Here is a 26297-nt window from a genome sequence, read left to right as displayed (position 1 = left end):
CATGGCACACGACTCCGACCGGTCGTTCGACATCAAGCCCCGCTCCCGCGACGTCACCGACGGTCTCGAGCGCGCCGCCGCCCGCGGCATGCTCCGCGCCGTCGGTATGGGCGACGACGACTGGGTGAAGCCGCAGATCGGTGTCGCCTCCAGCTGGAACGAGATCACGCCCTGCAACCTCTCGCTCGATCGCCTCGCGAAGGCGGTCAAGCGGGGGGTGCACGCGGGCGGCGGCTATCCGCTGGAGTTCGGCACGATCTCGGTGTCCGACGGGATCTCGATGGGACACGAGGGGATGCACTTCTCGCTGGTCAGCCGCGAGATCATCGCCGACTCCGTGGAAACCGTCATGATGGCCGAGCGCCTGGACGGTTCGGTGCTGCTCGCGGGGTGTGACAAGAGCCTGCCGGGCATGCTGATGGCCGCCGCGCGGCTGGATCTGTCGAGTGTGTTCCTCTACGCGGGTTCGACGCTGCCGGGCAATGTGGACGGCAAGGACGTCACCATCATCGACGCTTTCGAAGCGGTCGGCGCCTGTATCAAGGGCCTGATCACCCGCGAGGAGGTCGACCGGATCGAGCGGGCGATCTGCCCGGGCGAAGGCGCGTGCGGCGGCATGTACACCGCCAACACCATGGCCTCGGCCGCGGAGGCGCTCGGGATGAGCCTGCCCGGGTCGGCCGCCCCGCCCGCCCCGGACCGTCGCCGGGACGAGTACGCGGTGAAATCCGGCGAGGCCGTCGTCGAGCTGCTGCGCCGGGGCATCACGGCCCGCGACATCATGACGCTGGAGGCGTTCGAGAACGCGATCACCGTCGTCATGGCGCTGGGCGGGTCCACCAACGCCGTCCTGCATCTGCTGGCCATCGCCCGGGAGGCCGGTGTCGGCCTGACCCTCGCCGACTTCAACCGCGTCGGCGACAAGGTGCCGCACCTGGCGGATCTGAAGCCGTTCGGCCGCTACGTCATGAACGACGTCGACAAGGTCGGCGGTATCCCCGTCGTGATGAAGGCGCTGCTCGACGCGGGCCTGATGCACGGCGACGTCATGACGGTCACCGGAAAGACCATGGCCGAGAACCTCTCCGGTATCGAGCTCGGCCTCGACGGGGACGTCATCCGGGGCCTGGATCGGCCGATCCACAAGACCGGCGGACTCACCATCCTGCACGGCTCGCTCGCCCCCGAAGGCGCGGTGGTGAAGAGCGCCGGCTTCGATTCCGACGTGTTCCGCGGGACGGCCCGGGTGTTCGACGGGGAGCGGGCCGCGATGGACGCGCTCGAGGACGGCACGATCGCGGCCGGCGATGTGGTCGTCATCCGCAACGAGGGCCCCAAGGGCGGACCGGGCATGCGTGAGATGCTCGCGATCACCGGCGCGATCAAGGGCGCCGGCCTGGGTAAGGACGTGCTGCTGCTCACCGACGGCCGATTCTCCGGCGGCACAACGGGTTTGTGCGTCGGTCACGTCGCGCCCGAAGCCGTCGACGGCGGGCCGATCGCCTTCGTCGCGGACGGTGACCCGATCGTGCTCGACGTCGCCAACCGCATCCTCGACGTGGAGATCGACGAGAGCGAACTCGCCGCTCGCAAGGTCGGCTGGGAGCCGCGTCCGCCCAAGTACACCTCGGGCGTGCTCGCCAAATACCGCAAACTGGTCAGTTCGGCGGCGCACGGAGCTGTCACCGGCTGACGCCGCGACAGTTACGGCCGGCCCTCGGCTTGGAAATCATCGAACAGGGACGGGGATTCGGCCTTGGCGCGGGACCGCCGCGGGGCGGTGTGGCGCCGGGCCGGTTTGGTGAGGGTGAGTTCGGTGGGCGAGAACGCGAGGGTGTCTCTCGAACCGCTGGGCCGCACATGGAGATAGTCGGGTTCGGTGGGCGGGGCCAGGGCGACCACCATGCCGGATCGGCCTTCCTCCATGCCGACGGCGTCGGCGGTGAAATACACGCGAGGCGAGCGCCCCGCTTCGACTGCTGCGGCGATTCTCTGGATCTGGTTGTCGGACAAGAAGGTCGGCATTGTGTGCTCCGGGCGGGATGAAGCGGCTATCGCTATCGAGGATGCCCGAGGGTACCGACACCATGCACGCTGGGTGCGCTGAGCGTCCCCGAACGCTGCGCGGCGGATGCCGGGAATTCCTATTCGAATCTGCCCGATTCGATACCTGGCCTGCGCGGTCCCGGCCGAGTTGGATCGGTCGAATGTCCTTGACCTTCCACTGGTTTCTGCCCACCAATGGTGACAGTCGCAATGTCGTCGGCGGCGGTCACGGCGCGACCGCGACGAGTTCCGCGGGCGACCGCCCGCCGAACGTGGCCTACCTCAGTCAGATCGCGGTCGCCGCGGAGCGCCTCGGGTTCGAGGCGGTGCTGACGCCGACCGGCGCCTGGTGTGAAGACGCGTGGCTGACGACCGCCATGGTCAGTCAGGCGACGAAGCGGCTGAAGTTCCTGGTGGCGTTGCGGCCCGGCTTCCTGTCGCCGACCTTGGCCGCGCAGATGGCGAGTACCTTTCAGCGCCAGACCGGCGGCCGGCTGCTGATCAACGTCGTCACCGGCGGCGAATCCAGCGAACAGCGAGCCTATGGCGACTTCCTGGACAAGGACGGCCGCTACCTGCGCACCGGCGAGTTCCTCGAGGTGGTGCGCAGGTTGTGGGCGGGGGAGACCGTCAGCGCGTCCGGCGAGCACATCCACGTCGAGCAGGCGAAGCTGGCGCAGGCGCCGAACCCGGTGCCGGAGATCTACTTCGGCGGCTCGTCGCCGATCGCGGGCACCATCGCGGCGCGGCACTCCGACGTCTATCTGACCTGGGGCGAGCCACCCGCGCAGGTCACGGAGAAGATCGCCTGGATCCGTAAGCTCGCGCGGCGCGAAGGCCGGACCGTGCGCTTCGGAATCCGGCTGCATGTGATCACCCGCGACACCTCGGCGCAGGCGTGGGCCGAGGCCGACCGGCTGCTGGCCGGGTTCGATCCCGCGGCCGTCGCCGATATCCAGAAGTCGCTGGCGCGCAGCGAATCCGAGGGACAGCGCCGCATGCTGGCCCTGCACGACGGCGACTCGCTGGAGATCTACCCGAACCTCTGGGCGGGCATCGGCCTGGTGCGCGGTGGCGCCGGCACGGCGCTGGTCGGGAGTCACGACGAGGTCGCCGACCGGATCCTCGAATACCACGATCTGGGCATCGACGAATTCGTGCTGTCCGGATATCCGCATCTGGAAGAGGCGTACTGGTTCGGCGAAGGCGTCCTGCCGCGACTGGCGGCGCGCGGATTGTGGCAGCACCCCGATGCGCCGGCGGTGCATCGCGGTCTCGAAGTCGCGTCGTCCTAGACCGATGACACCGACCACCGAGCGCGCTGCGGCCGAGACCGCAGCGCCGGTTACCCGCCGCCGTTTTCCGGCTGTCCGAATCCTGTTGCCGCTGTTGTCCGTTGCGGTCTTCCTCGCGGTGTGGCAGGTGGTCGCGGCGGCGGGACTCTGGAACGAAACCTTTGTGCCGCAGCCGATAACGGTGTGGCGCGCGGCTGTCGACCTGTCCACCGTCCACGACGGCGTCACCGGCTACCAGGGCTATCTGCTGTGGGAGCACCTGTACATGACCCTGCGGCGGGTGCTGGCCGGGGTCGTCGTCGGCGTCACCCTCGGCGTGGCGCTGGGTGTGGCGATGGGCACCTTCGGCTGGCTGCGCAGCATTCTGGAACCCTGGCTCACCTTCCTGCGGACCTTGCCGCCGCTGGCGTACTTCTTCCTGCTGGTGATCTGGCTGGGTATCGATGAGGCGCCCAAGGTGACCCTGCTCGCGCTCGCCGCGTTGCCCGCCGCGGCCATCGCCACCACCACGGCGGTAGCCGCCGCTCCGATCGGATTGGTCGAGGCCGCGCGGGCGCTCGGCGCCTCCCGTGCCCAGGTGATCCGCGATGTGGTCTTCCCGGCCGCGCTGCCGGAAACCTGCACCGGTGTCCGGCTCGCGGTCGGCATGGCCTACTCGTCGGTCGTCGCGGCGGAGCTGTTCAACGGACTGCCCGGAATCGGCGGCGTCGTCAAGGACGCGAGCAACTACAACAACACTCCGGTTGTGCTGGTCGGGATCGCCGCCATCGGCATTTCCGGTCTCGGTATCGATGGCCTGCTGCGTGCGGTCGAACGGCGCGCTGTGCCGTGGAGAGGAAAGATATGAGTTTCCAGGGATTCCGGCTGCGGCGTGCGGTCGCGGCGGCGGTGGCCGGGGCGGTCGCGTTCGCGGTGGCGGGCTGCGCGGTCGACCGCTCCGGTTCCGACGACGGCAAGCCGACGATTCGCCTTGCCTATCAGTCGTTTCCGAGCGGCGACCTGATCGTCAAGAACAACCGGTGGCTGGAGAACGAGCTGCCCGGCTACAACATCAAGTGGACGAAGTTCGACTCCGGCGCCGATGTGAACACCGCCTTCATCGCCGGGCAGGTCGACTTCGGCGCGCTCGGTTCGAGCCCGGTGGCGCGCGGATTGTCCGCGCCGCTGAACATTCCGTACCAGGTCGCCTACGTGCTGGACGTGGCAGGCGACAACGAGGCGCTGGTGGCGCGCAACGGAACCGGCATCGAGACGATCGGCGCACTGCGCGGCAAGCGCATCGGCACCGCGTTCGCCTCCACCGCGCACTACAGCCTGCTCGCCGCGCTGGACCGGAATGGGCTCGGCGCCAACGACGTCAAGCTGGTCGACCTCCAGCCCGCCGCTTCGCTCGCGGCCTGGGAACGCGGCGACATCGACGCGGTGTACACCTGGCTGCCGACGCTGGATCAGCTGCGCAAGAGCGGTAAGACGCTGATCACCAGCCGGGAACTGGCGACCGCGGGCAAGCCGACGCTGGACCTCGGTGTGGTGTCCAGGGCGTTCGCCCAGGCGCACCCCGACATCGTCGACATCTGGCGCAAGGTGCAGACCCGCGCCATCGAGACGATCAAGAACAAGCCGGCGGAAGCGGCCGAGGCAGTCGCCGCCGAGATCGGCGTCAGCCCGGCGGACGCGGCCCAGCAGCTCGGTCAGGGCGTGTTCCTGACCAAGGCGCAGCTCACCTCCGCCGAATGGCTCGGCACCGAAGGGCGCGTCGGCGAGATCGCCACCAGCTTGCGGAGCGCCGCCGAATTCCTGGTCGCCCAGAAACAGATCCCCGCCGTGCCGTCGGTGGAGACGATCAAGGACGGGATCTACGTCAAGGGGCTGCCCGGTGTCCTCGATTAACGCGCTCGCCGAAGGGATTGCCGCGCCGGGACGGCCGACGGGCAAGGGCAGCATCAGGATTCGGCAGGTCGCGCATCGGTACGGCCGCGGCGAGGACGCGCTGACCGCGGTCGGGCCGATCGATCTGGACGTCCCGCCGGGTGAATTCCTGGTGCTGGTAGGCGCTTCCGGTTGCGGCAAGAGCACCTTGCTGCGGCTGATCGCCGGCTTCGAGACGGCGACGCAGGGGAGTATCGAGGTCTCCGGCACCGCACCCGCGCCGGGACGTACCGCGGGCATGGTCTTCCAGCAACCCCGCCTGTTTCCGTGGAAGACCGTGGGCGGCAACGTCGACCTCGCCCTGAAGTACGCCGGGGTGCGACGAGATCAGCGTGCCGTGCGGCGCGGGGAACTGCTGCACCGGGTCGGCCTCGGCGAGACGGCGCACCGCCGGATCTGGGAGATCTCCGGCGGCCAGCAGCAGCGCGTGGCGATCGCCCGCGCGCTGGCCGCCGAGCACTCCCTGCTGCTCCTCGACGAACCGTTCGCCGCGCTGGACGCCCTGACCCGTGAGCGCCTTCAGGACGACCTGCGACGAGTGGGCACGGAGTCTGGTCGCACCGCGGTCTTCGTCACCCACAGCGCCGACGAGGCCGTCTTCCTCGGCTCCCGGATCGTGGTCCTGACGAAGCGCCCCGGCCGGATCGCCCTCGATCTTCCGGTCGACCTGCCACGCTCCGGTGTCGACGCGGACGAACTCCGGGCCGCTCCCGAATTCGCGGCGCTGCGCCGAGAGGTCGGGCTCGCGGTGAAAGCCGCCGCCACCTGACGATCAGCGAGCCCCCGCTTTACACGGACTCGGCAACGCCGACAGCGTCGCCAGATCGCACACGCCGCCCGTCAACGCTTGAAAAGGCGTCACTGCCAACAGCACGAGCAACCCGATGACATTGCCTTGCTGCAACAGCCACACCGCCGAGTTCGCCGCCGCCGACCCGGAATCCACAGCAGCCGAGCCGGTCCCGGCCGCGATCGTGGCTACTGGCTGGACGGAGTCGACCGGTTCAGCCGTCGCGCCCGCGGCAGCGATCACGAGCGTCGCGGTAGCGGCCGAGGCGGCAGCGAGTCGGAAGGTGGTACGCATCATCGCGCTCCTATGTTGCGGAATAGTCATCAACATAGTAGCGATGTCCCAGTCATCTGCACTCGCAATTCGCTCTGTATTGCTTCGGAATCACGATTCACATAGGAGGTTGGATCCGCACCGTCGACAAACCCGCGGGGTAATGCACGCCACAAGATTCGGCGACCGGGAGTTGTTGCCACTCTTGGTTTTCGGGTATCGCCCGAACAGAGGGATGCACGCGATATGGAGAACTGACGAGGAGATGATCTTGTGAACAGCTCGTACTCCGACTCCCGTACGCGCCGCCGGATCCAGGTGGCTGCCTCGTTCGGGTCGGCCCAGTCCGGTTATGCAGTCCTGGCTGTGTGGATCTCGCTCATCATCGCCGCCAGCTTGGCCCTGGCGTTGCTGTAGCCACTCGGACCATCGCAACGCGTAGTCTCACTTCGTGCCGACTGGCGGTAGTAAACAGGTTCGTGCCGCGCGCAAGCGGAAGAAGCGGATGGCGCGCGTCACTCACGATCTCACCGATGTGCAGTGGGACGCGCTCAAGACGTCCTGGGGCGGGTGTGCTTATTGCGGGTCGCCCGCCGCCTCGTTGCAGAAGGACTGTGTGCAGGCTATCTCGCGTGGCGGTCGGTACACGCTCGGCAATGTGGTGCCCGCGTGTGGGTCGTGCAATGCCAGTAAGTGCAATGCCGAGGTGACGGGTTGGCTGCGCCGCAAGAAGCTCGATGAACGCTCGTTTCTCGTGCGCCACTACGAGATCTCGACAGAGCTCACTACCCGGTTCGCCTAGTCCGGGCGTCGGCCTCAGATGTATACCAGCGGTTGACCTTTCGGCGTTTCGCACTGGTCGGTTGCTCAGCGATTGTGTCGACACTCCGGCCCGACGGCGTCCTGCCGCTCGTTCTCTCGGGCTCGAGGTTGGATGGCGCGCATGAACCGCATCCGCCACCGATCCCTCATTCAGCTCGGCATCCTGGTCTTGGCGTTGGCAATGACGCCACTGGTGGTTTCCGGCCAGGCGTCGGCGGCGGGGAGCATCGTGCTGACCAATGCGGACTCAGCCAGGTCGGTGGATACGAAGGTCGGCAACGACGTCGAGGTCCGGCTCAACCGGTACCGCGAGAACGGAATCACCTACACGTGGCATCTTCCGGAGGCCGGCGACTCGTCGGTACTGCCGCGCATGTCCGCCGGCGTGACGCGCACCGGCGACGCCGTGGCGGTCTTCCGTGCGGACATCCCCGTCGACAGCGTGATCACCGTGCGACGAACCTGCCACCCCGATCCGAACCGGGACTGCCCCGCCGTCATGCTTCCGTGGAAAGCCGCGGTGCGCGTGCGGTAGCGAGCGGGCCTGGTCGCCGTTTCCGCAGTCTGCTGATCAGCCGGCGTTGTTCGCGGAGCCCGGCCGCGGCCAACGTCGGTTTGACCGCGGAGGCGAAGGCGTAGAACAGGATGTGATTCAGGCCCGCGTCGAGGTAGGGCGCCAGCCAGCGTTCGACGTCGGCGGCGGTGCCGGAGGGCATCAGAGCGCGCACCAGCTCGGGTGTGACGTGCTTGCTGTACTCGGCGAAGCGCTCGCCCTCGAAGACGGCGGGATCGACATGCGTATAGCCGGGGTTGTCCGCGCCGAGCGGGTGTGTCGCGCCGGCCGCGGTCCAGCTCGCTCCCGGCATGACCAGCGCCATCGCTTGGATGAAGGGCGCGCGGCACAGCTCGTCGAGGACGCGCTGGTCGGGCGCCAGCAGCGGGGCCAGTAGGACGCTGCGGTGCAAGGTTTCCGGGTCGCGCCCGGAGTCCTCGGCGCCGCGCACGAAGTGGGCCGCGGCGGTGTGCCAGGAGGTGGTGGTGTCGTTGAGGATGAACATCCAGCCGTCGCCGTGCTGCCCGGCGATCCGGCACGCGCGCGGGCCCTGCGCGGCCACCCAGACCGGGGGAGTCGTGCCATTGAGCGGCGGCAGCCCGAATCTGGCCGCCCGCCAGTCGTGGAAATCCCCTGTGTGCGTGAGCAATTCGTCGGCGGAGGACCAGGCGGCGCGCAACGCGGTCAAGGCGTCGGCCAGCCGGGCGGCGCGCGGTTCGAGCGTCAGCCCGTAGGGGACGGTGTTCTCGTATTCGCCCGACCCGATCCCCAGCACGACCTTGCCGCGCGACAGATGATGCAACGACATCCACGCCCGCGCCAGATCGGCCGGATTGCGCCGCACCACATCGGTGACCGCGACCCCCATCATCGGCCCGCGTGGCCGAGCCCAGCGGGCCAGCGCGACAGTCGGATCCAGGTACGCGTCCAGCGAGGAGACGAAGCGCGCCATCGGCGAGAACCGAACATTCCACGCGGCAGCGGGAAACGCCGACTTGGTGTGGTCGGAGAACCACACGTCATCGACACCCAGCAGGCCCGCGGTTCGCATGTTCATCTTGATCGCCCACACGGGAGCAACAGGCTCGATCAGGGACCCGATCCGCACCCGATCACCCTGGGGCCGAACCTTGTACGGACTTTCACGCTGGTCCATTGCCACCCCCGAGAGGAATCCTGCTCGATTTATAGCAAGAAGCTAGGACTCCTGACCCGGAAACGGCCGAACGCGGACGCCGACGACCGGTCAGGAATCGAGAAGCCCCGGCTACCACCCAGCCCATAGCGTGATGTTCATGGCAAACACCACTTCCACCACGTCCCTCACCTCCGTCACCCTCGAGGTGGCCGACCTCGCGGCTGCCCGCCGCTTCTACACGGCTTTCGGCGTGGACTCCTACATCAGCCTGCGGGCTTCCGAGGCGCACGCCACTGGTTTTCGCGGCTTCACGCTCGCGCTGACTGTGTCCGGGCCGGCCACCGTCGACAGCTTTTTCGGTGCCGCCGTGGCCGCCGGCGCCACGGTGCTGAAGCCCGCCGCGAAGTCGTTGTGGGGCTACAGCGGCGTCGTCCAGGCTCCCGACGGGACCATCTGGAAGATCGCGACCTCCGCGAAGAAGGACACCGGCCCCGCCACTCGCGAGGTCGACCAGGTCGTCCTGCTGATCGGCGTCGAAAGCGTGAAGGCCACCAAGCAGTTCTACGTCGACCGCGGGCTCACCGTGGCGAAGAGCTTCGGCGGCAAGTACGCCGAATTCGCTCCCGGTCAGTCCAGCCCGATCACGCTGGCGCTGTACAAGCGCCGTGCCCTGGCCAAGGACCTCGGCGTTCCCGTCGACGGCTCCGGCTCGCACCGCGTCGTTCTCGGCAGCACCGCCGACGCCGTCACCGACTCGGACGGGTTCGTCTGGGAGACGGCCGCGTCGCGCGCCGCCACGCCGTCCTGATCCCTAGCCTGCTATACCGATCGACCAGCGAAAGACCGCCGGCTCCGCGGTGAGCCGGCCCGACTACAGGAGAGATCATGAAGTTCCGGGCCCACGTCGAGCCACCCGAGCCCATGCGGGGCCTGGAAGTTCCGCCCGAGGTGGTGGCGGCGCTCGGCGGGGGCGCGCGACCGCCGGTGACGATCACCGTCAACGGTCATTCCTGGAAGAGCCGGGTAGCCATCATGCGGGGTCGCCATCTACTCGGCCTCAGCAACGCGAACCGCCAGGCCGCGGATGTCGCGATCGGCGAGGAAGTCGAGGTCGAACTGCACCTCGACACCGAACCACGCACCGTCGTCGAGCCCCCGGACTTCGCCCAGGCTCTGGACGCCGACCCCATCGCCCGCGCGGCCTACGACAGCCTCACCCACAGCCGCAAGCGTGCGCATGTACACGCCATCGAGAGTGCGAAGAAGCCCGACACCCGCCAGCGGCGTATCGAGACGGCCATTGCCACCTTGCGGGGTTGACCCCGCATCGCACGGTGCGCGAGCCGAAATCAGCGGGGGAGGACGGGCGGCCATGGCCGGCACGTCGGTCAGCCGGCGGGGTACTCCCGGAGGAGTCGCTCCATCCCGTAATGTCCTGCCGCGATGGCGAGATCCAATGGTGTTCGGCCGTCGGCGGTTTCGGGAGCGATGTCGGCGCCCGCCGCGAGTAGGGCTCTGGCGAGCGCAGCATGCCTGTAGACGACAGCGATGTGCAGTGCGGTCCAGCCATTCGATGTTCGCGCGTTCGGCGCGGCGCCGGCGGCCAGCAGGATCCGCGTGACTTCGACGCGGCCGTGATCGGCCGCGATCAGCAACGGGGTCCAGCCGCTGTGGTTCGGTATGTCGCAATCGGATCCGGCGTCCAGTAGTCCGCGGATCCGGTCCGTGTCTCCGGCTGCGGCGGCTGTGTGGGCGGCCGTCGCGCCCTGGCCCGCCGCGGTCGCGTGCGCGCTTCCGGTGACCAGCAGCCGGACATTCTCATGACGTCCGAAGGTGATCGCGAGATCGCCGGGTGTTCGCCCGTGGGTGTTCCGGGCGCGTGGGTCGGCGCCGCTGTCCAGCAGACGTTGCACGGTCTCCGCTGATTCGTGGCGGGCTGCCAGATGCAGCGGTGTGTTTCCTTCGGAATTACGTCTGTCCGCACCGACTACGGCTGCCAGCACCTCGGCATCATGGCTCGCGAACGCCTCGTCCAAGGCGGAACGTCCGTACTTGCCGACGGAATAGAGGTCCGCGCCTGCGCGTAGAAGAATTCGGACGATCTCCGGATTCGATTGGCGCACTGCCAGTTGCAACGCCCATTCATCGCCGCGATGGAGATCCGCTCCCGCGTCCAGCAACGCACGCACGGCCTCCGGCCGACCGCGGTTGACCGCAACACTCAGTGCGGTGTGACCGGACTTGGTGTGGGTGTCGGGATCCATTCCCTGATCCACCATCGCCAGGATCTCCTCGAGGGCACCGGCCCCGATCGCGTTGCGCAATGGCTGATCCAGCCGATCCCGGTATCCACCGGACAGCACCGCGAAACATCCACGGAGCGTTGCGCCCGAGGCTCCCCGGGCGAGTTCCCGCTCGATCTCGGCGGCATCGTGCGCTGGTGCCACTACCTGTCCGTCCAGCAAGCCGACCAGGTGCTGCACTCCGTGACACCGCACCCGGATCGTCCGCCGCAACAACGGTTCCGGGTTCGGCAGACTCATCGACGTCATCACTTCCGCTATATCTCGGCAGCGTTCCCGAGTCAGTTCCCTGGTCACCGACGCAGGTGCCACCTCAATGACTTTACGCCGGACGCCCATGGCCGGGTCGCGCCGCCGATCACGGGCCAGCGCATGTTCCCGTTCCACGCGGTGACCGATTGGCCGCAAACGTGATTCGCTGTTCTCCAGGTTGTCAGGCACCGCTCGCGAGCCGCACCGCGCCAGCGGACCGAGGGATCCGTACCGCGCGCTTCGCCAGGGTTACCGTAAAACGCCATGGACACCGTAAAGGTCGCCCTGCCTCCGTCCGTCCGTGGCTCGCGGCCAGAACCGAACGTTCCTGCACGACACCGGCGCTGGAAAGCGCGGCCGGTGGTCATCGTGGCCGTCTGCCTGATCCTGGGCCAGCTCGCACTCCGCGGCTGGGTCGCGGCCAGCGGCTACTTCTACTGGGACGACCTCATCCTCGTCGGCCGGGCTGCTAGCTATCCGCTGTGGTCGGCTGAGCTGCTGCTCTACGACCACGACGGCCACTTCATGCCCATGGCCTTCGCCACGGCCTGGCTGCTGACCGAAATCGCACCGCTGGAGTGGGCCGGTCCGGTCGTGTCGATGCTCGTCCTGCAACTCGCGGCATCGGTGGCGGTGCTGCGCATGCTCGTCGTGCTGGTGGGCGTGCGCCGGATGCTCCTCGTCCCGCTGGTCTTCTATCTGTTCTGTCCGTTGACGCTCCCGGCCTTCGCGTGGTGGTCGGCCGCGCTGAACGCGCTACCGCTGCAAATCGCGCTCGCGTGGGTGATCGCCGACGCGGTCCTGCTGGTGCGCGGTACCCGGCCGCGGCAGATCGCAACCACTCTGGCCGTGTTCATCGCGGCGCTGTTGTTCTTCGAGAAGGCGGTGATCATTCCGCCTGTCGCGGTGGCCGTCGCCGCCCTCGCCACTTATGTCTCCGGAGACCGGATCGGCGGGCGCGAGTTCTGGCGGCGTGGTGCGGTGTTGTGGGCCGGGTGCGCGGTCGTGCTGGTGGTCTGGTCGATCGCGTATCTGATGGTCGTCGATGTTTCCGTCGTGCCGCACGGCATGGGCGAGTGGCGAAAGCTCCTGCCGCAGGCGACTTCGCTGGGTTTCGTGCCGGCGCTCGTCGGCGGACCCTGGATCTGGGAGCGCTGGGTGCCGTCGACCCCGTGGGCGGACCCGCCGGGCTGGGCGGTGGTCGCGGCGTGGGTGACGCTGGGTGTTGTTGCGGCACTGTCCATTCGCGGTCTGCGCCGGGTCTGGTCTATCTGGCTGGCCACCGCCGCATACGTGCTGATCGCCCAGCTGCCGGTCGCGCTGGCACGCAGTGGTCCCAACACCGCGGGGGAGATCATGCAGTCCCTGCGCTACTTCGCCGATATCAGTGTGATCCTCGCCGCGGCAATGGGATTGGTGCTGAGCGCTCGGCCGCGGCACGGTGTCCAGGCCGGTTCGCGTGCGACGGTCGCGGTGCTGGCACTGTTCGTGGTGAGCAGCCTGTGCACCACCTATACCTTCGTGCGGTCCTGGCGCGCCGATCCGACGCGCACCTACCTGACGAACGTCGAAGCGGCGCTGGCCGCGCACGACGGCGCGCCGCTGCTCGAGCAGGAACTCCCGTGGGATGTACTGAACCCGCTGGTATATCCACAGAACCTGGCCAGCCAGGCGCTGGCCGCCATCGCCCCCGCGGGCACCTTCGCCGAGTCGACGCCGCACCTGCGGATGATCACCGATTCCGGCTCGATCGTCGACGCGGCTGTCTGGTGGAACCGGAGCATCCTGCCGGGGCCGGAACCGAACTGCGGCTATCGAATTCACGGCGCGCTCCCGGTTTCGCTGCCACTCGACGGCCCCATGCTCGAGCACGAATGGACCGCGCAGCTGAACTATCTCGCGAATCGCGACGGTTGGATCACGCTCGCCTTCGAACACGGAAAACCTGTTTCAGCTCCGGTCCGGCAAGGTCTGAACACGGTCTTCGTGCGGGCGGTCGGCAGCGGCCGGGAACTCAGAATTACCACTGGCGCACCGGATCTCACACTGTGCGTGGGTGTCGGGCCGATCGGCGTCGCGTCCTATGACAACTGAACGTCCACAGCGGCTAGAGTCGGACGCGCTCGTGCAGGCCCCTTCTACGACGGATCCCGGTGATGATCGAACTCGTTCTCGCGGCGGTCGCGGTGCTGGAAGCCGCAGGACTTGTCGCGCTGGCTGTGTCGCTGCGGCGCAGTCGCCGGGAGTTGGAGGAGCTCCAGCGGCGCGTCGACGCCCGGCAACTGCTGAAGATCACCGGCCGGGAGGCCGTCAAAACCGTGTGGGATACCGCGAACATCTTGCGCAAGAAGGGGTTTCGCGGCGCGGTGCTCTCCTCGATCGAAGACTTGGCCGGGTGGGCTCAGGTCGAACGACCGGACCTGGCCCGGCTGACGCCCGACGGGCACGTCGTAATCGCCTTCTCCGACATCGAGGGATCCACCGCCCTCAACGAACGACTGGGCGATCGGACCTGGGTCAAACTACTGGACCGGCACGACCGGCTGATCCGGAAGCTCGTCGCCGACCACGGCGGTCATATCGTGAAAAGTCAAGGCGACGGCTTCATGATCGCGTTCGCCGAACCCGAGCAGGCGGTCCGCTGTAGCTTGGACGTTCAGCACGCGCTCGGCAACGGCGCCGCACTCGTCGGCCGCGAGAGCATTCGAGTCCGCATCGGCATCCACATGGGTACCTCGGTTCGGCGCGGCGATGATCTGTTCGGCCGCAACGTAGCCATGGCCGCCCGCGTCGCCGGGCAAGCCGACGGCGGTGAAGTTCTCGTCAGCGACACCGTGCGGGAGGCACTCGCCGACGAGCGCGATATCGCCGTGGTCGCCGAACGCGCGGTCGAACTGAAAGGCCTGCACGGCACCCACCGGCTGTCCGTGGTCGAGCGGGCGGGGGCCGAGCCAGGTCAATCGACACGACGAGTCAAGCGCTGATTCAACGGAAATCGGCCAGGTGGTCGGCAACCCACGGCTTTCCCAGCACCGGTCGGTGCACCCGAAATATAGCAACGCTAGACAAGCTAGCGAGAGCGATGCTATCGTTGCTCCAGTTTCTAGCGACGCTAGATTTTAGGAAGGGAAGCCGAAATGCTGATTGTCACCGGCCAGATCATTGCCGTCGCCGCCGTTCTCGCCAACGCCATCGTCTACGGGACCGATGTCTGCGCGGCGGTGATCATGCGGTCCGTGTATCGCAAGCTCGATGACGCGACCGTGACGACGAGTGCGGGCTGGGGCCACTACTACGGCGACAAGCGTATGCCGGTCATCGGCATCAGCGGTGTGGTCACCGCGGTGCTCACGCTGCTGATCGCGCTGGTCGCCGGGCAGGTCGGCGCCGCTGTCGCGGCCGGGATCACGGTGGCGGCGCTGCTGACCTGGCTCGCCCTCTATGTGCGCATCGCCAAGCCGATCAACACCCAGCAGACCGCCGCCGCGCAGAGCGGCATCATTCCGCCCAATGCCCGAGCGCTGCAGGACAAGTGGGACAGCATCCTGAAGTACCGCGTGACCCTCCAGTTCATCGCCGTCGCCGGCCTGTGCGCCGCCCTGATTCTGTTCTGACCTCGAAGCGCCGGATACCCACCGCACCAACACCTTTCACCAAGGAGTAATTCCCATGTCCTTCACCACCAATGAACAGCAGTTCCTCGCGACGGCCGGGATCGGCCGACTGGCCACGGTGTCTCCCGACGGCGTCGTGCAGAACAACCCGACCAGCTATCGGGTGAACGCCGACGGCACGATCGACATCGGCGGCATGCGCATGCGCGCCAGCCGGAAATACCGCAACGTCGAGTCGGGCAGCCGAGTGTCTTTCGTCATCGATGAACAGGTCTCCCTGGATCCCTACGTGATTCGCGGCATCGAGGTACGCGGCACAGCCGAGGCTCTCGACGACCTCGAGCCACCGTTCCCGCACCAGGAGCGCGCGATCATCCGAATCCGCCCCGAGCGAGTCATCTCCTGGGGCATCGACGGCGGATCCTTCGACTTCACCACCCGCGCCGCCGAGTAGTCCCCGCCCTACGATTCGCCGCCGTTGCCAGCCTCGCTGGCAGCGGCTCACTATTTGATCGCGACGGGGCTGATCGGTGTCCCGACTGCTCCGGGGATTCGCAAAGCTGGTGCGCAGAGCAGGAATTCGTGGATTCCATCCTCGGCGCAGTCGCGGCCGAGGGCTTCGAGGTCCCAGATCTCACCGAGTGGCATGCCCATATCCCGCAGTGCGAGCATGTGCAGCGGCATCAGGACGCCGTCCTCGGGGATCAGTACCTCGACGGCGGGGTTGTCGACGGCGACTGCCGCGATCTCGTTCTCGTGCAGCCACTCCGCGCACCGCCAGCTCAATCCGGGACTGCCGCCGAACCATTCGGACTGCGTGCGGGTTTCGAGAAACCTTGTCCACCAACCAGTTCGGATCAGCAGGATGTCTCCGCCGGCGAAGTCGACCGCTTGCGCGTCCGCCACCGACTGCAACTCCCGCGGGGTGATGACACTGCCCGCCTCGAGCCGGGCCACATTCCGATGCCGGGCGACATCGAGCAACACCCCGCGCCCCACCACTCCGCCGCGCTCGGCAACCTGCTCGATCCCCAGCTTGGTCGCCCCGAAACTGGTGACAGCGGCCGCTGGAACGCCGTTGTAGAGCAGCCCGTCGTAGTAGACGTGCGAAAGCGCGTCCCACTGGGTGGCCGCCTGCAACGGCATCATGATGTAGTCGTCGTTGAACCGCATCGGTCCGTTCGCGTACATCCCGGCGACTTGGGCTTCGGTCCGCCCGCCCCACCCGCCGAGCAGCTCCGCGAAGTTCGCGTCACCACCGTCGACGGCCATCAGGTGAATCGGGTTGCGCCGGAACCCACTCGACCCCTGCGGCCCATACGCATCGAATGGGATCCCGAGCGAAATGGCCCGGCCTTGCTTGGCGCACGCAGCCGCCGCGGCCAGCCGGGCCGAGGTGATCAGATTCAGCGTCCCCACCTGGTCCGCGTCACCCCACCGCCCCCAATTACGCACCTTCTCAGCGACTTCCCGCCACGCCTCGGCCACCGGATACCTCCACATCGACAGTCCGAACGATTGTGGCCGGTCCCCGTCGCGCCGACAAACACCCATCCCGAAGGGAGAGACGGGTTTCCCCGGCTCAGTAGGTGATGACGGCGACTGCGTAGGGGTGGAGTACAGCAGTTCCTGCTTCGACCGGTGTTCGTTCGTCGGCGAGTTGCTCGAGTTCACCTCGCCCTTCCGGGACGGCTACCGTGACCGGCTCAGCGGTCTTGTTGACCAGCAAGAGCTTTCGGCTACCGGAAGTGCCGACGAATGCCTGGGCATGGATGCGAGGGTCCGGAAAGCCCTGGGCCCCGGTCGTTGTGGTGGCCAGGGCATCTCCGGTGCCGAAGTGGCGCAGTAGGAGCGCGAGGGCGTGGTAGCGGGTATTGGGTTCGCCGGTCGTCCAATCGATCAGGCTGACGCCCGGAATCATGCCGGGGTAATCCATGAATTCGGCGATGCCGACCAGGTCAATGCCGAGTTCGACGAGCTCGGCCCAGAGGTAGGACTGGACCGCGGCGCTCAGCGCCCAGTATGCGTCGGGGATGTCGGGCGCCGGGTTCATCACATCGGCCGGATAGGTACCGAGTTCGTTGATGAAGGTCGCGGTGCTCGGGGACAGGCGCCGCCGGATCGAGTCGATGAAACGGACTTGGTCGAGAAAGGCGTCGGCTTGGGCGAAGAAGATGTCGCGCCAATGGGCGCTCGGTGCGTTGCCTGCTGTCCCGAAGGGGTTGGCGATTTCGGGTTGCGCGTAGAAGTGGTAGGAGATCGCGTCGATCGGGACGCCTTCGGTGTGGTTGGCGGGGTCGAGGAAGTGCCAGAAGTACTCCGGCTGGTGGTGCACGTGGCTCAGTGACAACCCGATGAATTTCATGTCCGGGTCCAGTGGGGCCAGGCGGGCGACGATAGCGTCGTAGAGCTCGGTGTAGGCGTGCGGTGGGATTCGGTGACCGATGTCGGGTTCGCACAGCACCTCCCAGTAGGCGAAGCGGTAGTGATGGCCCGACTCGTGCCAGTGGCCCAGTTCGTCGGTGAAGCCACCGGCGATGTACCAGCTGGCGACGCGATAGAAATAGTCGGCGACCTCGGCGCAGGTGGGGTCGCGCAGTTCGCTGCCCTGCTCGTAGTGCCAGTGGTTTTCGTCGAGATCCTCCGAGACCGCGACGGGTTCGGGGGTCACGAACATCCAGGCCGGGATGGTGGCGAAGTTCGCGACGACCGGTCTGCCCTCGGCCGCGGCGACGAAGTCTTCGACGAAGGGGTCGAGAAGCTCGAAGTTCCACGAGGTTTCGGTAGCGGTGGGCGGGTTGAGTTCGGGAACCGCGACTCGAGGGTGGGTGAACCAGGGGAGGAACCGGGCCAGGTCGACGCGTAGTTCGCGCAGGGCGTCGAAAGCCTGGTCGTGGATTGGGGATTCGCGGCGCAACGGTGGCGCGGTCCACAGGTGGGTGGTGAGTGTGGTGCGCGAGGTTCCGGTCGTTTTCTCCCACTCGACCTGGACGGTGACTGGTGGGGCTGCGGTGATGGTGCTCATGTGGTGGTTCCTTCGTCTACGGTGCGGGTGATGCCGAGGGCAGGCAGGATCGCCTGGTCGACGATCGCTGCGAGGGTTCGGGTATCGGGGAGGTTCCCGGTGTCGATCTGGTGCTTGATCACCAGCGCTTCGCCGATATCCACGACGATCGGGGTGACCAGTCGGGCGTCGATGTCGCCGCGTGCGGCGTAGTGCTCGAGGACGGTGCGGGTGAATCTGCCGCCATGGGTGTCGAACACGGTGGCGTACAGGGCCTCGACGAGATCCGGGCGGCGCTGCCGTTCGGAGAGGATCGCCGCGACCGCCGGTGCGGTGGGCCCGGCCAGCCAGTCGCGGAGCTGTTCGAGCGACCGCAGCAGGTCTGATCGCAATCCACCGTTGTCGGGTGTGACGGTTTCGACGGGATGGGCATGGGCGAGCGCGTCGAGCAGCAACTCCTCGACCGTGGGCCAGCGGCGGTAGATGGATGTCTTCGCGATACCCGCCCGCCGCGAGACGCCCTCGATCGAAAGCCGGCCCAGTCCGGTTTCCGCTACCTCGGCGATTACCGCCGTCCGGCAGGCCTCGAGGACATCGGCGAGCGAGCGGCGGCGTGCGGGTTGGTCATCGGTCTCGGCCATGACCGCAATGCTAGCTACAGTCCCGTAGCTCCGCAACCGTAGCTAAGTGTCGATCATCCGGTCAGGCAGAGGATCGTGAGCACCGGGAAGATCACCAAGAGGGTGGAGAAGACGAGGTTCGGCGGGGCCGAATGGTGGAACGCGTCGATCGGGATCGCGGCGAGTACTCCCGCGCCGAGCTGGCCGAGGATCACCAGCCATGCGCCCACTAGGAGTGGCCGGCGGCCGGATGTCTTGCCGCGCAGGAGAAGTACTGCGCCGTAGCCGAGTAGCAGGCCGATGAGCAGGAATGCGTAGGAGAGAAACGTGAGGAGATCGTCGGCGGCGATCGTCGAGTCGCCGATCGACAGATATTCCTTGTCCTGCCACTTGCCTTCCTGTGACTGGATCCACGCGCCCAATGCTTGGATGGTCCATACGAGCGCGCCGGGGATCGCCAGCCATGCCGCGATCTGGTAGCGCGTCCGCTGGTGCTGCGCCCAGCCGCGTTGCGCCTGTGCGACTGTCGATTCGTTCATAGCTGTCAGGATCCGTCCGGTGTGGAACTATGCGCAAGAGATCGGCAACGAGGAAACGCGATCAGATCGATCGACGATGGGGGAGGGACTTTCGATGTTCGATGTTTCGCTGCGTCCGGCTGCGTCCGCGGACCTGCCGTTCATTGGAATGCTGTGTGCGCGAAGCACTTCGATATCCGAGGAGGGACTCGGGTATCCGAGGTGCGACGACGAGAGCGAACTGCTCGCCGAACTCGCGCTGTACGGCAACAAATTCGAGCAGCACGTCTTCATCGTCGAGGACGTCGACGGAACGGCGATCGGGTTCGGTGGATATCTGATCTCCGACACCGATTCCGCGTGCTACCTGATCGCACCGCTACTGGATCGGCGGTATCGCACGGTCGACACGGCCACCCGAGCGGTCGAACAGCTTGTCGCACAGCCTATCGCGGCCCCGAAACAGGTGTCCTACCTGGAGGAGTCCAACCTCGTTCTCGCCGAGGCGCTGCTGCGTGCCGGGTGGGAGCGTGGTTCCGCACAGCTGGAGATGTGCTGCGCGCTCTCGGCCGCCAACCGCGGGGATATGGTCTCGGGTTATCCCGTTCGAACAGTCGAGAGCAAGTCGGACCCGCTCTTCGCCGATATCGCCGAAATGCTTGCCGAACACCATCATTGGACCTCCGATCCGCTGATCCGACTCAGCGACTATGTGGCTGACGGCTACCAGGTCTCTGTGATCGAACTCGACGTCCTCGCCGCCTGCGCATTGTGGATTCGCGTGGCGGACACCGCGTTCGGTCGTCTGGACTATCTGTCGGTGGCCGAGGCTTGGCGCGGCAAATCCCTCGGCACCGCACTGACCAAACATGTGCTCGCGGAGGCAGTCGCCGTCGGCGGCATCGAAAAGATGTATCTGAGCGTCGACCCCGGCAACGAGGCCGCGCGCCGCGTCTACCGTGCCTGCGGATTCGTGGATGGGACCGTTTCTCGACAGTATCGCTACGCGCCTGGGCCGGTCTGAGTCGCGACCGCTTACGGACCTGCCTCGGGTTGCACGAATTCGGGCAGCGCGGCGGCGGCCACGACACCCGCCCAGTCGAGTCCACTGTCGCGGACCAGCCGGCACAGCAGCAGCCAGGCGGCCCAGGCGTCGCAGCCGGAGTGGTGGTGGCGATGTTCGGCGGGCAGCAGGTCGCTGACCGAGGTGTGGTCGAGGAGGGCGTCGAGGGCGTAGCTGGGCAGGTCGGGGGAGACGGCTTTGGCCAGGCGCAAGGTGTCGAGCACCAGGGGCGGCTTCCACTCGGGCAGGTGCTGGGTGAGCGTCCGGTAGGCGGCGGGCGCGTTGTGCGCGACCACTGTTCGGCCGTCCAGGGCGCGGTCGACGGCGGGGGCGATCATTTTCCAGGCCGGGCAGCTGAACACGTCTTTGTTGCCGATGCCGTGCACGTGGTGCGTCACGAACGGCACGATCGGATGCTGCGGGCGGATCCGGCAGGCGAGGATTTCCTCGGCGCCGACCGTGGCGCCGGTGACGGGGATGATGGCGATCTCGATGATCTCCGGCGGATAATGGCCATTGCTCTCGACATCGACCACGGCGATATCGTGCCCCCGCAGTACGGCGGGAACCTCGGTATCCGTTGTGGTCACAGTGACATCTCCGAAACAGTTGATCCGAGCCCGGCGCCGCGCGGGCGCCTCGTTAGTGTCATGTGCCATTCTGCGCCTGTTGGTGGGCTATGTCGGCCGAATGGGCGAACTATCGGTCGAAAGCCCTTGACAACTTCTAACGTGGTTGACTGTCAAGGGAATTCGCGGTGCCGCCGGGCTTGCCGAACCAGCGCTCCAGGCGGTCGTTCAAGTCCCGTTGGCGCTCGCCGATCCAGGCGACATATCCGTCGGGGCGCAGCAGAACAGCCGGAACATCCAGTGCCGCAGTGGGATCCGTTATCACGTCGACTCGGTCCGACCAGCCGTCGACGCTCAGTCGCCCGGTCCGGTCGAGGACCAGGCCGCGCCCCTCACGCATGCGGTCGTAGAGGCGGCCCGCTTCCAGCTCGACGTCGCGCAGCCGGCGGCCGAGCAGATCGGGGCCCGCGCCGAAGTCGTAGCGGATGTCGATCGCGGTGATCTTCTCGATCAGGTATCGGTTCACCTCGTCGAGATCCATCAGTTCGGTGAGCAGCCTGCGCACGGCTTGCGCACCCGGCTCGGCGGACAGGAGTTCTGTCTGGGCGCGAGTGTTGTCCAGGACCGCCGCGGCGACCGGATGACGTTCGCTCTGATAGTTGTCCAGCAGCGTTTCCGGCGCCCAGCCGCGGATCTGCGCGGCCAGCTTCCAGCCCAGGTTGACCGCGTCCTGAATGCCCAGGTTGAGGCCCTGACCGCCGATGGGCGGGTGGATATGCGCCGCGTCGCCGGCCAGCAGCACCCGCCCGGCCCGATACCGCTCGGCCAGCCGGGTGGCGTCGCCGAAGCGAGACAGCCAGCGGGGGGAGTGCAGGCCGAAATCGGTTCCGGTCAGTGCGCGCAGCTGGTGCTGGAAGTCGTCGAGCGTGGGCGGTTCCGCGCGATCCTCGCGCACCTCCGCGGCGGGGACGACGACGCTGTACACCCCGTCCCCGAAGGGGCGGAGCATGATTCGTCGCTCGGCGTTGCCGAGTTCGGCCAGCCTGGCGGCGATCTCCTCCTGCGGCACACCGACTTTCATCTCGCCCATCAGGGTGTCGTTCCGGGCCGGCTCGCCGGGGAAGCCGACGCCGAGCAGTTTGCGCACCGTGCTGCGCGCCCCGTCGCAGCCGACCAGGTAACGCGACCGCAGCCGCTCCCCGCCGGCCAGCTCGACCGTCACACCCTGCGCGTCCTGCTCGAAACCGGTTACCGCGCAACCGCTCCGAACTTCCGCCCCCAGGGCGACCGCATGCGCTGTGAGCACCTGCTCGATGACCGGCTGCGGAATACCCAGCAGATAGGGGTACGTGGAATCCAGACCCTCGGGCGCGGGTTTCGCGATGGCGGCGAAGATGCCGCCGACCGGTCGCCGCCGGCCCCGTTCGACGAGCCGATCGAGCAGTCCGCGCATCGCCATCAGTTCGAGACTCCGCATATGCAGGCTGACGATGCGGACGAACGAACCGGGCTCGGCTTCCTTCTCCAGTACGAGTACCGGCACATCGTGCAACCGCAGTTCGGCGGCCAGCATCGCACCCGTCGGCCCGCATCCGGCGATGATCACTTCCGCGTGTTCTGGCATCGGGCGCCTATTCTGCGGTAGCCCCAGGTCGAGCCGCAAACGATATTTCGCCGGGATTAGATCCCGACGTGGATCCACGCGCCCCACAGGTGCGGAGACTTGCGCAGGCCCGGCTGGTCTCGCATGTCGTTGACCACTCGGTGCAGCGCTTGCGCGGCGTACTCGGGGTCGAGATTCCCGCCGGCTTCCTGGAGATGACGATAGAAGCGGACGGCGATCTCGTAGGAGATGGCGTCGGGCACCGGCCATTGGGTGGCGACCACACGCGGATATCCGCCGACCATGCAGGCGGTCGCCAGATTCAAGGATTCGTCGAAGAACTCCGGAACCAGCGAGTGCGCCGTCCGGCAGGCCGAGAGGAAGGCGAGTTGCGCGCGGGGAAGCCGCATCGTGGCCATTCGGGTGAGGGTCAGCGGATTCTCGTTGTGATCGTGCAGCAGGATTCGGCTCTGGGCGGGATCGGTGGGGTGGCCTTCGGCATGGCATGCGAAGTGCGCTATTTCGCAGCGATCGAGGGCGGCCGCGACGGAGTCCATGGTGGCCTGTGCGCCGATGAACCGGTTGCGGGGATCGATCGAGCGCGGATACTGCTGTTCGATGCTGGATATCTCCCACTCCGCGTTGTGCAGCCGGCCGAACCGGGTGGCAGTGCCGTCCGGCTCGGTGCGCGCCGGAGTCTGCGGCATGGCCACGGCAGCTACCCGGAATTCGCCGGTACCAGGAGTGTGCGCCCGGGCGTACCGCAGGTGCCTGATGCTGGGAGCGTACGACGAGATGACGAAGTCCATCGCGGTGCGGCCGTGCGCGGTCTGGTAGTCCCCGGCGGCTTGCAACGGGAAGGCGCTCAACGGACCGGTCGGAATCCACCAAACGCGTGGCCACTGCGGGGGATTCGGTTCATTCAGATACTTCAATTCGGCGAGCACCAGTCCGACGATCCGGCGCCACAGCCAGGTCAGCTGCTCCCGCACGGATCGAGCCGCTTCCGCACGCTCGGCGCGGACGGAGTTGGGGTCCATGATCACCGCGATCGCGGCGTGGAACTCCGTCACCAGCTCCTCCAAGGCGGCCTGCTCGACTTGGCGCAAAGGAATTCCCGTGACGCCGTCCGCACGCACCACCAAGGCGTGACTGCCGAACTCGCTGATATTGAGCAGCACGATCGGCCCGGCCCGGCTCTGCTCGCGCAGGACGGCGATATCGGAATGTCGCAGGAAGTCCGAGAAGCCCGGCAGGGCGCGGATCTCGGTCACGACTCGGTGGAATTCCTCGACCGCTCGGTGCCGAGTGTCGGTGTGCAGTCCCGTCTCGAGCCCCGCGGAGGTCACCTCGAACCGATCCGCCAGCGCGGGCGCGCGCGCCCACAGTTCGGTGCGGTCGGTTCGGGTTTCCATGGCCTGCCCCCACACCACCGACCGGCCGGTCTCGAGCACCTGGATCGCGCGGGCGGCCGCGGTGGGTCCGCCCTCGCGCAGGATCAGTGCGGCGGTGTCACGGGCCAGTTCGGCGTGAGCTCGCAGCAGTTGCTGCCGGTTGCCTCGAGTCAGATGCCGGGAGGCGACCAGCGGCATCAGGCCGACCGCCTTCTCCAAGAGTCCGATCGCCGCGTTCGACCGGAGATCCAGCAACCACCATCCCGCGACCAGCGCGGCATCCATCCGGTCCTGGGGCGCGGACCATTCGTCGTCGGCGGCCGCGTCGGCCGTCGCGAGGGCGGTGTCGAGGTCGGCTTCCAGTCCGGTCTGCTGGAATCGCGCTTGCAGGGCTTGAATCAGGTTGCAGGAGTAGCGTGCTCGCAGAAAGTTCTGTGGTGGGCACTCGCGCACCGCCTCGGCGAAGCAGTCGACCACCAGGTCGAAATCCGAGTCCGGGTCGTCCTCGGTATTGCTCCGCAGGAACGCCAGCCCCATGTTCGACAACCGCATGGCGCGGCCGGGGTGCCCGCGCTCGGTGGCTGTGACGGCCTCGACGGTTGCCTGTAAAGCCGCGAAGCGATCGTCGTCGTCCTCGGTCGTTTCGAAACGGGTCATGAGAATCGTGCCGAGGTTGGACAGGTAGCCGGCTCGATCGGGATTCGCTTTCGGGGTGGACTCCACCGCCGCCCGGCAGCAGGCTACGGCCTCGTCGAGCAATTGCGGGTCGCCGTCCTCGTTGTAGAGCGCTTCCAGCGCGATCCCCAAGGTGCTCGAGCGTTTGGCGAGATGCGGGCTGCCCGGCCCGGTCGCCGCCACGGCGGCCCGGCCGACCTCGACCGCCTCGGCCAGGTCGGCGGCGTCGCCGCGCCGCACGAAGCGGCTGTGCAGTCCCGTGCACAGGTTCTGCTGGCAGAGGGCGCGCACGTGCGGGTCTGCGTCGATCTGTTCGCTTCCGACGCGCAGCGCGTCCAGTGCGTCGTCGAGATCGCCGGTGGCGCCGAAGTGTTCGAATCTGGACAGCAATGTCACGCCGAGGTTCGACAAGCGGAGTGCGCGCAACTCGTGCTCGGCCGGAGTGGCTGCCACGGCCGCGCGGGTGTAGCGCACCGCCTCGGACAGTGCGGCGTGGTCACCCGAATGTTCGAAGCGCCACCACAATCCGGTGCCCAGCGTCGACGCGTAGTCCGCCCAGTCGGGATCGGAACGGGACGTCATTTCCAGTGCCGACCGGAGCATGGCGATCGACTCGTCGAGATCGCTTGTCCGGCCCGAGAATTCGAAGAGCTGGCGGATCGACACGCCCAGTTGCGCCAGTAGCGCCGCGCGTCCGGGGTCGGCCGCGGAAAGCAGCTCGAGCTGCTCGCGCTCGACACTGATGGCTGCGGCCGAATCCGCCAGCACGCCTTGGTTTTCGAACCGCGTGGCGAGGGCGTCGGCCAGCGTCGGCAAGATGGCGGCTCGCGTCCAGTGGTCGCGTGGATAAGCGGCTGCCGCCACCCGTAGCGTCTCGATCGTCCGGTCCAGATCGCCTGCTTCGTCTCGATGCAGCAAGGCGACACCGAGGGCGAACAGGCGAACACCTCGATCAGGATGTTTCGGCGGAGTCGCGTCCACGGCCAGGTGGCTCAGCCGCACCGCCTCGGCGAAGTCCTCGGACTGACCGCTGATCAGGCCGCGCAACACCAGCACTCCACTGAGGCTCGCGGTGAGCGTGGTCCACACGTACCCACCCTCCGCGGCGTAGGTGAGCGCCGCGCGGAACAGGCGCACCGCCTCCTCGACGTCGGCCGGCGCCGCGGAATGGAGGTAGCGGGCCGAGTGCGCGGCCGCGAGTCCGCTGAGGATGTCGGCGTAGTCGGGGTGATCGGTGGCGGCCGCTCGCACCGCTTCGGTGTGCCATCGCATCGCCGCTTCCGCGGCGGCGGGGTCGCTGCTGTCGAGCGTCGAGCGCAGGAACCAGACCTCGCCCAGACGGGTCAGATGGACTGCGCGATCGACGTGATCCGGTGGGACGATGGCCACCGCCGCCTCGGCCGCTTCGCCCGCGGCGGTCAGATCGGCCGAATCGCCGAGCCAGGAGAAGCGAGTCAGCAGCGCCAGCGCGAGCCGGGAGTACCGCTGAGCCCGTTCCGGCGGCGGAGCCTCGAGAACGCAGACTTTCGACAGGGTCGCCGCGGCGACCTCCAACCCCGCTCGGTCCCCGACGCCCAGGGCGCGGTCGAGCAGGCCCGATGCCCGCGCTGTGCCCAGGGCGGCGACCTCGCTGATCAATGGTTGAGGTATGTCGTCGAATTCGATGGTGGGTAGACATCGAGTGAATCGCTGCCCCGCCGCGGCGCGATGGCGCGGGTCTCCCGTCGTGCGGAATCTTCGCCAGAAGAATCGGCCGAGAAGCATGTTTCCGGCAGTCCACCATGGTGATCGGGCCCTGTGGCGTCGACCGATCCGGTGCGGCGAAACCCCCACCCT

General features: G+C 67.4%; 26 protein-coding genes. 15 read left to right on the top strand and 11 right to left on the bottom strand.

Going from position 1 to position 26297, the window contains the following annotated elements:
- Position 1: 1 nt before the first annotated feature.
- Complete coding sequence (ilvD, locus tag AB0M14_RS25835) at positions 2-1693, top strand: dihydroxy-acid dehydratase (RefSeq protein WP_364999200.1); 1692 nt, start codon at positions 2-4, stop codon at positions 1691-1693.
- An 11-nt stretch (positions 1694-1704) separates the two neighbouring features.
- Here the strand turns inward: ilvD and AB0M14_RS25830 are convergent, their stop codons facing one another.
- Complete coding sequence (locus AB0M14_RS25830; protein WP_364999198.1) at positions 1705-2025, bottom strand: hypothetical protein; 321 nt, start codon at positions 2023-2025, stop codon at positions 1705-1707.
- A 182-nt stretch (positions 2026-2207) separates the two neighbouring features.
- Here AB0M14_RS25830 and AB0M14_RS25825 point away from each other — a divergent pair, with 182 nt between their 5' ends.
- The 4 genes from AB0M14_RS25825 to AB0M14_RS25810 are packed head-to-tail and all read left to right on the top strand — an operon-like array spanning position 2208 to position 6039.
- The gene (locus AB0M14_RS25825; RefSeq protein ID WP_364999196.1) at positions 2208-3341 is read left to right on the top strand and encodes an LLM class flavin-dependent oxidoreductase; all 1134 of its coding nucleotides are present in this window, start codon (positions 2208-2210) and stop codon (positions 3339-3341) included.
- 4 nt (positions 3342-3345) lie between these two features.
- Positions 3346-4188, top strand: coding sequence for an ABC transporter permease (locus AB0M14_RS25820; protein ID WP_364999194.1), 843 nt, complete (start codon positions 3346-3348; stop codon positions 4186-4188).
- On the top strand, positions 4185-5231 hold the full coding sequence (locus tag AB0M14_RS25815) for a glycine betaine ABC transporter substrate-binding protein (RefSeq protein ID WP_364999193.1): 1047 nt from the start codon (positions 4185-4187) through the stop codon (positions 5229-5231). Before AB0M14_RS25820 ends, AB0M14_RS25815 begins: the two co-directional genes overlap by 4 nt.
- Positions 5218-6039: an ABC transporter ATP-binding protein gene (locus tag AB0M14_RS25810; RefSeq protein ID WP_364999191.1), complete on the top strand. Its 822-nt coding sequence runs from the start codon at positions 5218-5220 to the stop codon at positions 6037-6039. The genes AB0M14_RS25815 and AB0M14_RS25810 overlap by 14 nt, the downstream gene beginning before the upstream one ends.
- 3 nt (positions 6040-6042) lie before the next feature.
- Here the strand turns inward: AB0M14_RS25810 and AB0M14_RS25805 are convergent, their stop codons facing one another.
- Positions 6043-6354 (bottom strand): hypothetical protein, encoded by a 312-nt coding sequence (locus AB0M14_RS25805; RefSeq protein ID WP_364999189.1) that lies wholly within the window; start codon positions 6352-6354, stop codon positions 6043-6045.
- Positions 6355-6606: 252 nt separating this feature from the next.
- Between AB0M14_RS25805 and AB0M14_RS25800 the strand changes: the two genes are divergently transcribed.
- The 3 genes from AB0M14_RS25800 (at position 6607) to AB0M14_RS25790 (ending at position 7690) form a co-directional block, all read left to right on the top strand.
- Positions 6607-6750 (top strand): hypothetical protein, encoded by a 144-nt coding sequence (locus AB0M14_RS25800; RefSeq protein ID WP_364999187.1) that lies wholly within the window; start codon positions 6607-6609, stop codon positions 6748-6750.
- A 34-nt stretch (positions 6751-6784) separates the two neighbouring features.
- Positions 6785-7135 carry an HNH endonuclease gene (locus tag AB0M14_RS25795; RefSeq protein WP_364999185.1) on the top strand — a complete coding sequence of 117 codons (351 nt, stop codon included), beginning with the start codon at positions 6785-6787 and terminating at the stop codon, positions 7133-7135.
- A 141-nt stretch (positions 7136-7276) separates the two neighbouring features.
- Positions 7277-7690: a hypothetical protein gene (locus tag AB0M14_RS25790; protein ID WP_364999183.1), complete on the top strand. Its 414-nt coding sequence runs from the start codon at positions 7277-7279 to the stop codon at positions 7688-7690.
- Here AB0M14_RS25790 and AB0M14_RS25785 read toward each other — a convergent pair.
- On the bottom strand, positions 7653-8816 hold the full coding sequence (locus AB0M14_RS25785; protein ID WP_364999181.1) for an LLM class flavin-dependent oxidoreductase: 1164 nt from the start codon (positions 8814-8816) through the stop codon (positions 7653-7655). The genes AB0M14_RS25790 and AB0M14_RS25785 overlap by 38 nt on opposite strands.
- Before the next feature lie 187 nt (positions 8817-9003).
- Between AB0M14_RS25785 and AB0M14_RS25780 the strand changes: the two genes are divergently transcribed.
- Together AB0M14_RS25780 and AB0M14_RS25775 are read left to right on the top strand one after the other, a co-directional pair.
- Positions 9004-9654 (top strand): glyoxalase, encoded by a 651-nt coding sequence (locus AB0M14_RS25780; RefSeq protein WP_364999179.1) that lies wholly within the window; start codon positions 9004-9006, stop codon positions 9652-9654.
- A gap of 77 nt (positions 9655-9731) precedes the next feature.
- Positions 9732-10166 (top strand): YdeI/OmpD-associated family protein, encoded by a 435-nt coding sequence (locus AB0M14_RS25775; protein WP_364999177.1) that lies wholly within the window; start codon positions 9732-9734, stop codon positions 10164-10166.
- A gap of 68 nt (positions 10167-10234) precedes the next feature.
- Here AB0M14_RS25775 and AB0M14_RS25770 read toward each other — a convergent pair whose 3' ends face one another.
- Complete coding sequence (locus AB0M14_RS25770) at positions 10235-11398, bottom strand: ankyrin repeat domain-containing protein (protein ID WP_364999175.1); 1164 nt, start codon at positions 11396-11398, stop codon at positions 10235-10237.
- A gap of 363 nt (positions 11399-11761) precedes the next feature.
- On the opposite strand from AB0M14_RS25770, the gene AB0M14_RS25765 reads away from it, so the two are divergent.
- From AB0M14_RS25765 to AB0M14_RS25750, 4 genes are all read left to right on the top strand, one after another.
- A complete protein-coding gene (locus AB0M14_RS25765; RefSeq protein ID WP_364999173.1) occupies positions 11762-13495 on the top strand; it encodes a hypothetical protein in 1734 nt (577 codons plus the stop codon).
- 62 nt (positions 13496-13557) lie between these two features.
- Entirely contained in the window at positions 13558-14385 is an 828-nt protein-coding gene (locus AB0M14_RS25760) for an adenylate/guanylate cyclase domain-containing protein (RefSeq protein ID WP_364999171.1), read from the top strand.
- 153 nt (positions 14386-14538) lie between these two features.
- The gene (locus AB0M14_RS25755; RefSeq protein WP_364999169.1) at positions 14539-15015 is read left to right on the top strand and encodes a DUF1772 domain-containing protein; all 477 of its coding nucleotides are present in this window, start codon (positions 14539-14541) and stop codon (positions 15013-15015) included.
- A gap of 55 nt (positions 15016-15070) precedes the next feature.
- Complete coding sequence (locus AB0M14_RS25750; protein WP_364999167.1) at positions 15071-15469, top strand: PPOX class F420-dependent oxidoreductase; 399 nt, start codon at positions 15071-15073, stop codon at positions 15467-15469.
- Between the two features lie 50 nt (positions 15470-15519).
- On the opposite strand, the gene AB0M14_RS25745 is transcribed toward AB0M14_RS25750, so the two are convergent.
- The 4 genes from AB0M14_RS25745 to AB0M14_RS25730 form a co-directional block, all read right to left on the bottom strand.
- Positions 15520-16518 carry a cyclase family protein gene (locus tag AB0M14_RS25745; RefSeq protein ID WP_364999165.1) on the bottom strand — a complete coding sequence of 333 codons (999 nt, stop codon included), beginning with the start codon at positions 16516-16518 and terminating at the stop codon, positions 15520-15522.
- A 79-nt stretch (positions 16519-16597) separates the two neighbouring features.
- Positions 16598-18040: a hypothetical protein gene (locus tag AB0M14_RS25740; RefSeq protein ID WP_364999164.1), complete on the bottom strand. Its 1443-nt coding sequence runs from the start codon at positions 18038-18040 to the stop codon at positions 16598-16600.
- Entirely contained in the window at positions 18037-18660 is a 624-nt protein-coding gene (locus AB0M14_RS25735) for a TetR/AcrR family transcriptional regulator (RefSeq protein ID WP_364999162.1), read from the bottom strand. Before AB0M14_RS25735 ends, AB0M14_RS25740 begins: the two co-directional genes overlap by 4 nt.
- Before the next feature lie 53 nt (positions 18661-18713).
- On the bottom strand, positions 18714-19178 hold the full coding sequence (locus AB0M14_RS25730; protein ID WP_364999160.1) for a hypothetical protein: 465 nt from the start codon (positions 19176-19178) through the stop codon (positions 18714-18716).
- Between the two features lie 94 nt (positions 19179-19272).
- Here AB0M14_RS25730 and AB0M14_RS25725 point away from each other — a divergent pair, with 94 nt between their 5' ends.
- Positions 19273-20181, top strand: a complete 909-nt coding sequence (locus AB0M14_RS25725; RefSeq protein ID WP_364999159.1) for a GNAT family N-acetyltransferase — start codon at positions 19273-19275, stop codon at positions 20179-20181.
- Positions 20182-20192: 11 nt separating this feature from the next.
- On the opposite strand, the gene AB0M14_RS25720 is transcribed toward AB0M14_RS25725, so the two are convergent.
- From AB0M14_RS25720 to AB0M14_RS25710, 3 genes are all read right to left on the bottom strand, one after another.
- Complete coding sequence (locus AB0M14_RS25720) at positions 20193-20810, bottom strand: 3'-5' exonuclease (protein ID WP_364999158.1); 618 nt, start codon at positions 20808-20810, stop codon at positions 20193-20195.
- 136 nt (positions 20811-20946) lie between these two features.
- Positions 20947-22413 (bottom strand): rifampin monooxygenase, encoded by a 1467-nt coding sequence (rox, locus tag AB0M14_RS25715; protein ID WP_364999156.1) that lies wholly within the window; start codon positions 22411-22413, stop codon positions 20947-20949.
- A gap of 56 nt (positions 22414-22469) precedes the next feature.
- Positions 22470-26225 carry a CHAT domain-containing protein gene (locus tag AB0M14_RS25710; RefSeq protein WP_364999154.1) on the bottom strand — a complete coding sequence of 1252 codons (3756 nt, stop codon included), beginning with the start codon at positions 26223-26225 and terminating at the stop codon, positions 22470-22472.
- Positions 26226-26297: the final 72 nt, after the last annotated feature.

This window comes from Nocardia sp. NPDC051832 (genome assembly GCF_040681285.1).
Classification (GTDB): domain Bacteria; phylum Actinomycetota; class Actinomycetes; order Mycobacteriales; family Mycobacteriaceae; genus Nocardia.
Note: the sequence above shows the minus strand (reverse complement) of the source record. Positions and strands in the feature narration are given on the sequence as shown.

What these genes read in the sequence shown, in the direction of transcription:
- ilvD (WP_364999200.1), top strand. Translation starts at nt 2, where the DNA reads ATGGCACACGACTCCGACCGGTCGTTCGACATCAAGCCCCGCTCCCGC.
- AB0M14_RS25830 (WP_364999198.1), bottom strand. Translation starts at nt 2,025, where the DNA reads ATGCCGACCTTCTTGTCCGACAACCAGATCCAGAGAATCGCCGCAGCA.
- AB0M14_RS25825 (WP_364999196.1), top strand. Translation starts at nt 2,208, where the DNA reads ATGTCCTTGACCTTCCACTGGTTTCTGCCCACCAATGGTGACAGTCGC.
- AB0M14_RS25820 (WP_364999194.1), top strand. Translation starts at nt 3,346, where the DNA reads ATGACACCGACCACCGAGCGCGCTGCGGCCGAGACCGCAGCGCCGGTT.
- AB0M14_RS25815 (WP_364999193.1), top strand. Translation starts at nt 4,185, where the DNA reads ATGAGTTTCCAGGGATTCCGGCTGCGGCGTGCGGTCGCGGCGGCGGTG.
- AB0M14_RS25805 (WP_364999189.1), bottom strand. Translation starts at nt 6,354, where the DNA reads ATGCGTACCACCTTCCGACTCGCTGCCGCCTCGGCCGCTACCGCGACG.
- AB0M14_RS25790 (WP_364999183.1), top strand. Translation starts at nt 7,277, where the DNA reads ATGAACCGCATCCGCCACCGATCCCTCATTCAGCTCGGCATCCTGGTC.
- AB0M14_RS25780 (WP_364999179.1), top strand. Translation starts at nt 9,004, where the DNA reads ATGGCAAACACCACTTCCACCACGTCCCTCACCTCCGTCACCCTCGAG.
- AB0M14_RS25775 (WP_364999177.1), top strand. Translation starts at nt 9,732, where the DNA reads ATGAAGTTCCGGGCCCACGTCGAGCCACCCGAGCCCATGCGGGGCCTG.
- AB0M14_RS25770 (WP_364999175.1), bottom strand. Translation starts at nt 11,398, where the DNA reads ATGACGTCGATGAGTCTGCCGAACCCGGAACCGTTGTTGCGGCGGACG.
- AB0M14_RS25760 (WP_364999171.1), top strand. Translation starts at nt 13,558, where the DNA reads ATGATCGAACTCGTTCTCGCGGCGGTCGCGGTGCTGGAAGCCGCAGGA.
- AB0M14_RS25755 (WP_364999169.1), top strand. Translation starts at nt 14,539, where the DNA reads ATGCTGATTGTCACCGGCCAGATCATTGCCGTCGCCGCCGTTCTCGCC.
- AB0M14_RS25750 (WP_364999167.1), top strand. Translation starts at nt 15,071, where the DNA reads ATGTCCTTCACCACCAATGAACAGCAGTTCCTCGCGACGGCCGGGATC.
- AB0M14_RS25745 (WP_364999165.1), bottom strand. Translation starts at nt 16,518, where the DNA reads ATGTGGAGGTATCCGGTGGCCGAGGCGTGGCGGGAAGTCGCTGAGAAG.
- AB0M14_RS25740 (WP_364999164.1), bottom strand. Translation starts at nt 18,040, where the DNA reads ATGAGCACCATCACCGCAGCCCCACCAGTCACCGTCCAGGTCGAGTGG.
- AB0M14_RS25735 (WP_364999162.1), bottom strand. Translation starts at nt 18,660, where the DNA reads ATGGCCGAGACCGATGACCAACCCGCACGCCGCCGCTCGCTCGCCGAT.
- AB0M14_RS25730 (WP_364999160.1), bottom strand. Translation starts at nt 19,178, where the DNA reads ATGAACGAATCGACAGTCGCACAGGCGCAACGCGGCTGGGCGCAGCAC.
- AB0M14_RS25725 (WP_364999159.1), top strand. Translation starts at nt 19,273, where the DNA reads ATGTTCGATGTTTCGCTGCGTCCGGCTGCGTCCGCGGACCTGCCGTTC.
- rox (WP_364999156.1), bottom strand. Translation starts at nt 22,413, where the DNA reads ATGCCAGAACACGCGGAAGTGATCATCGCCGGATGCGGGCCGACGGGT.
- AB0M14_RS25710 (WP_364999154.1), bottom strand. Translation starts at nt 26,225, where the DNA reads ATGCTTCTCGGCCGATTCTTCTGGCGAAGATTCCGCACGACGGGAGAC.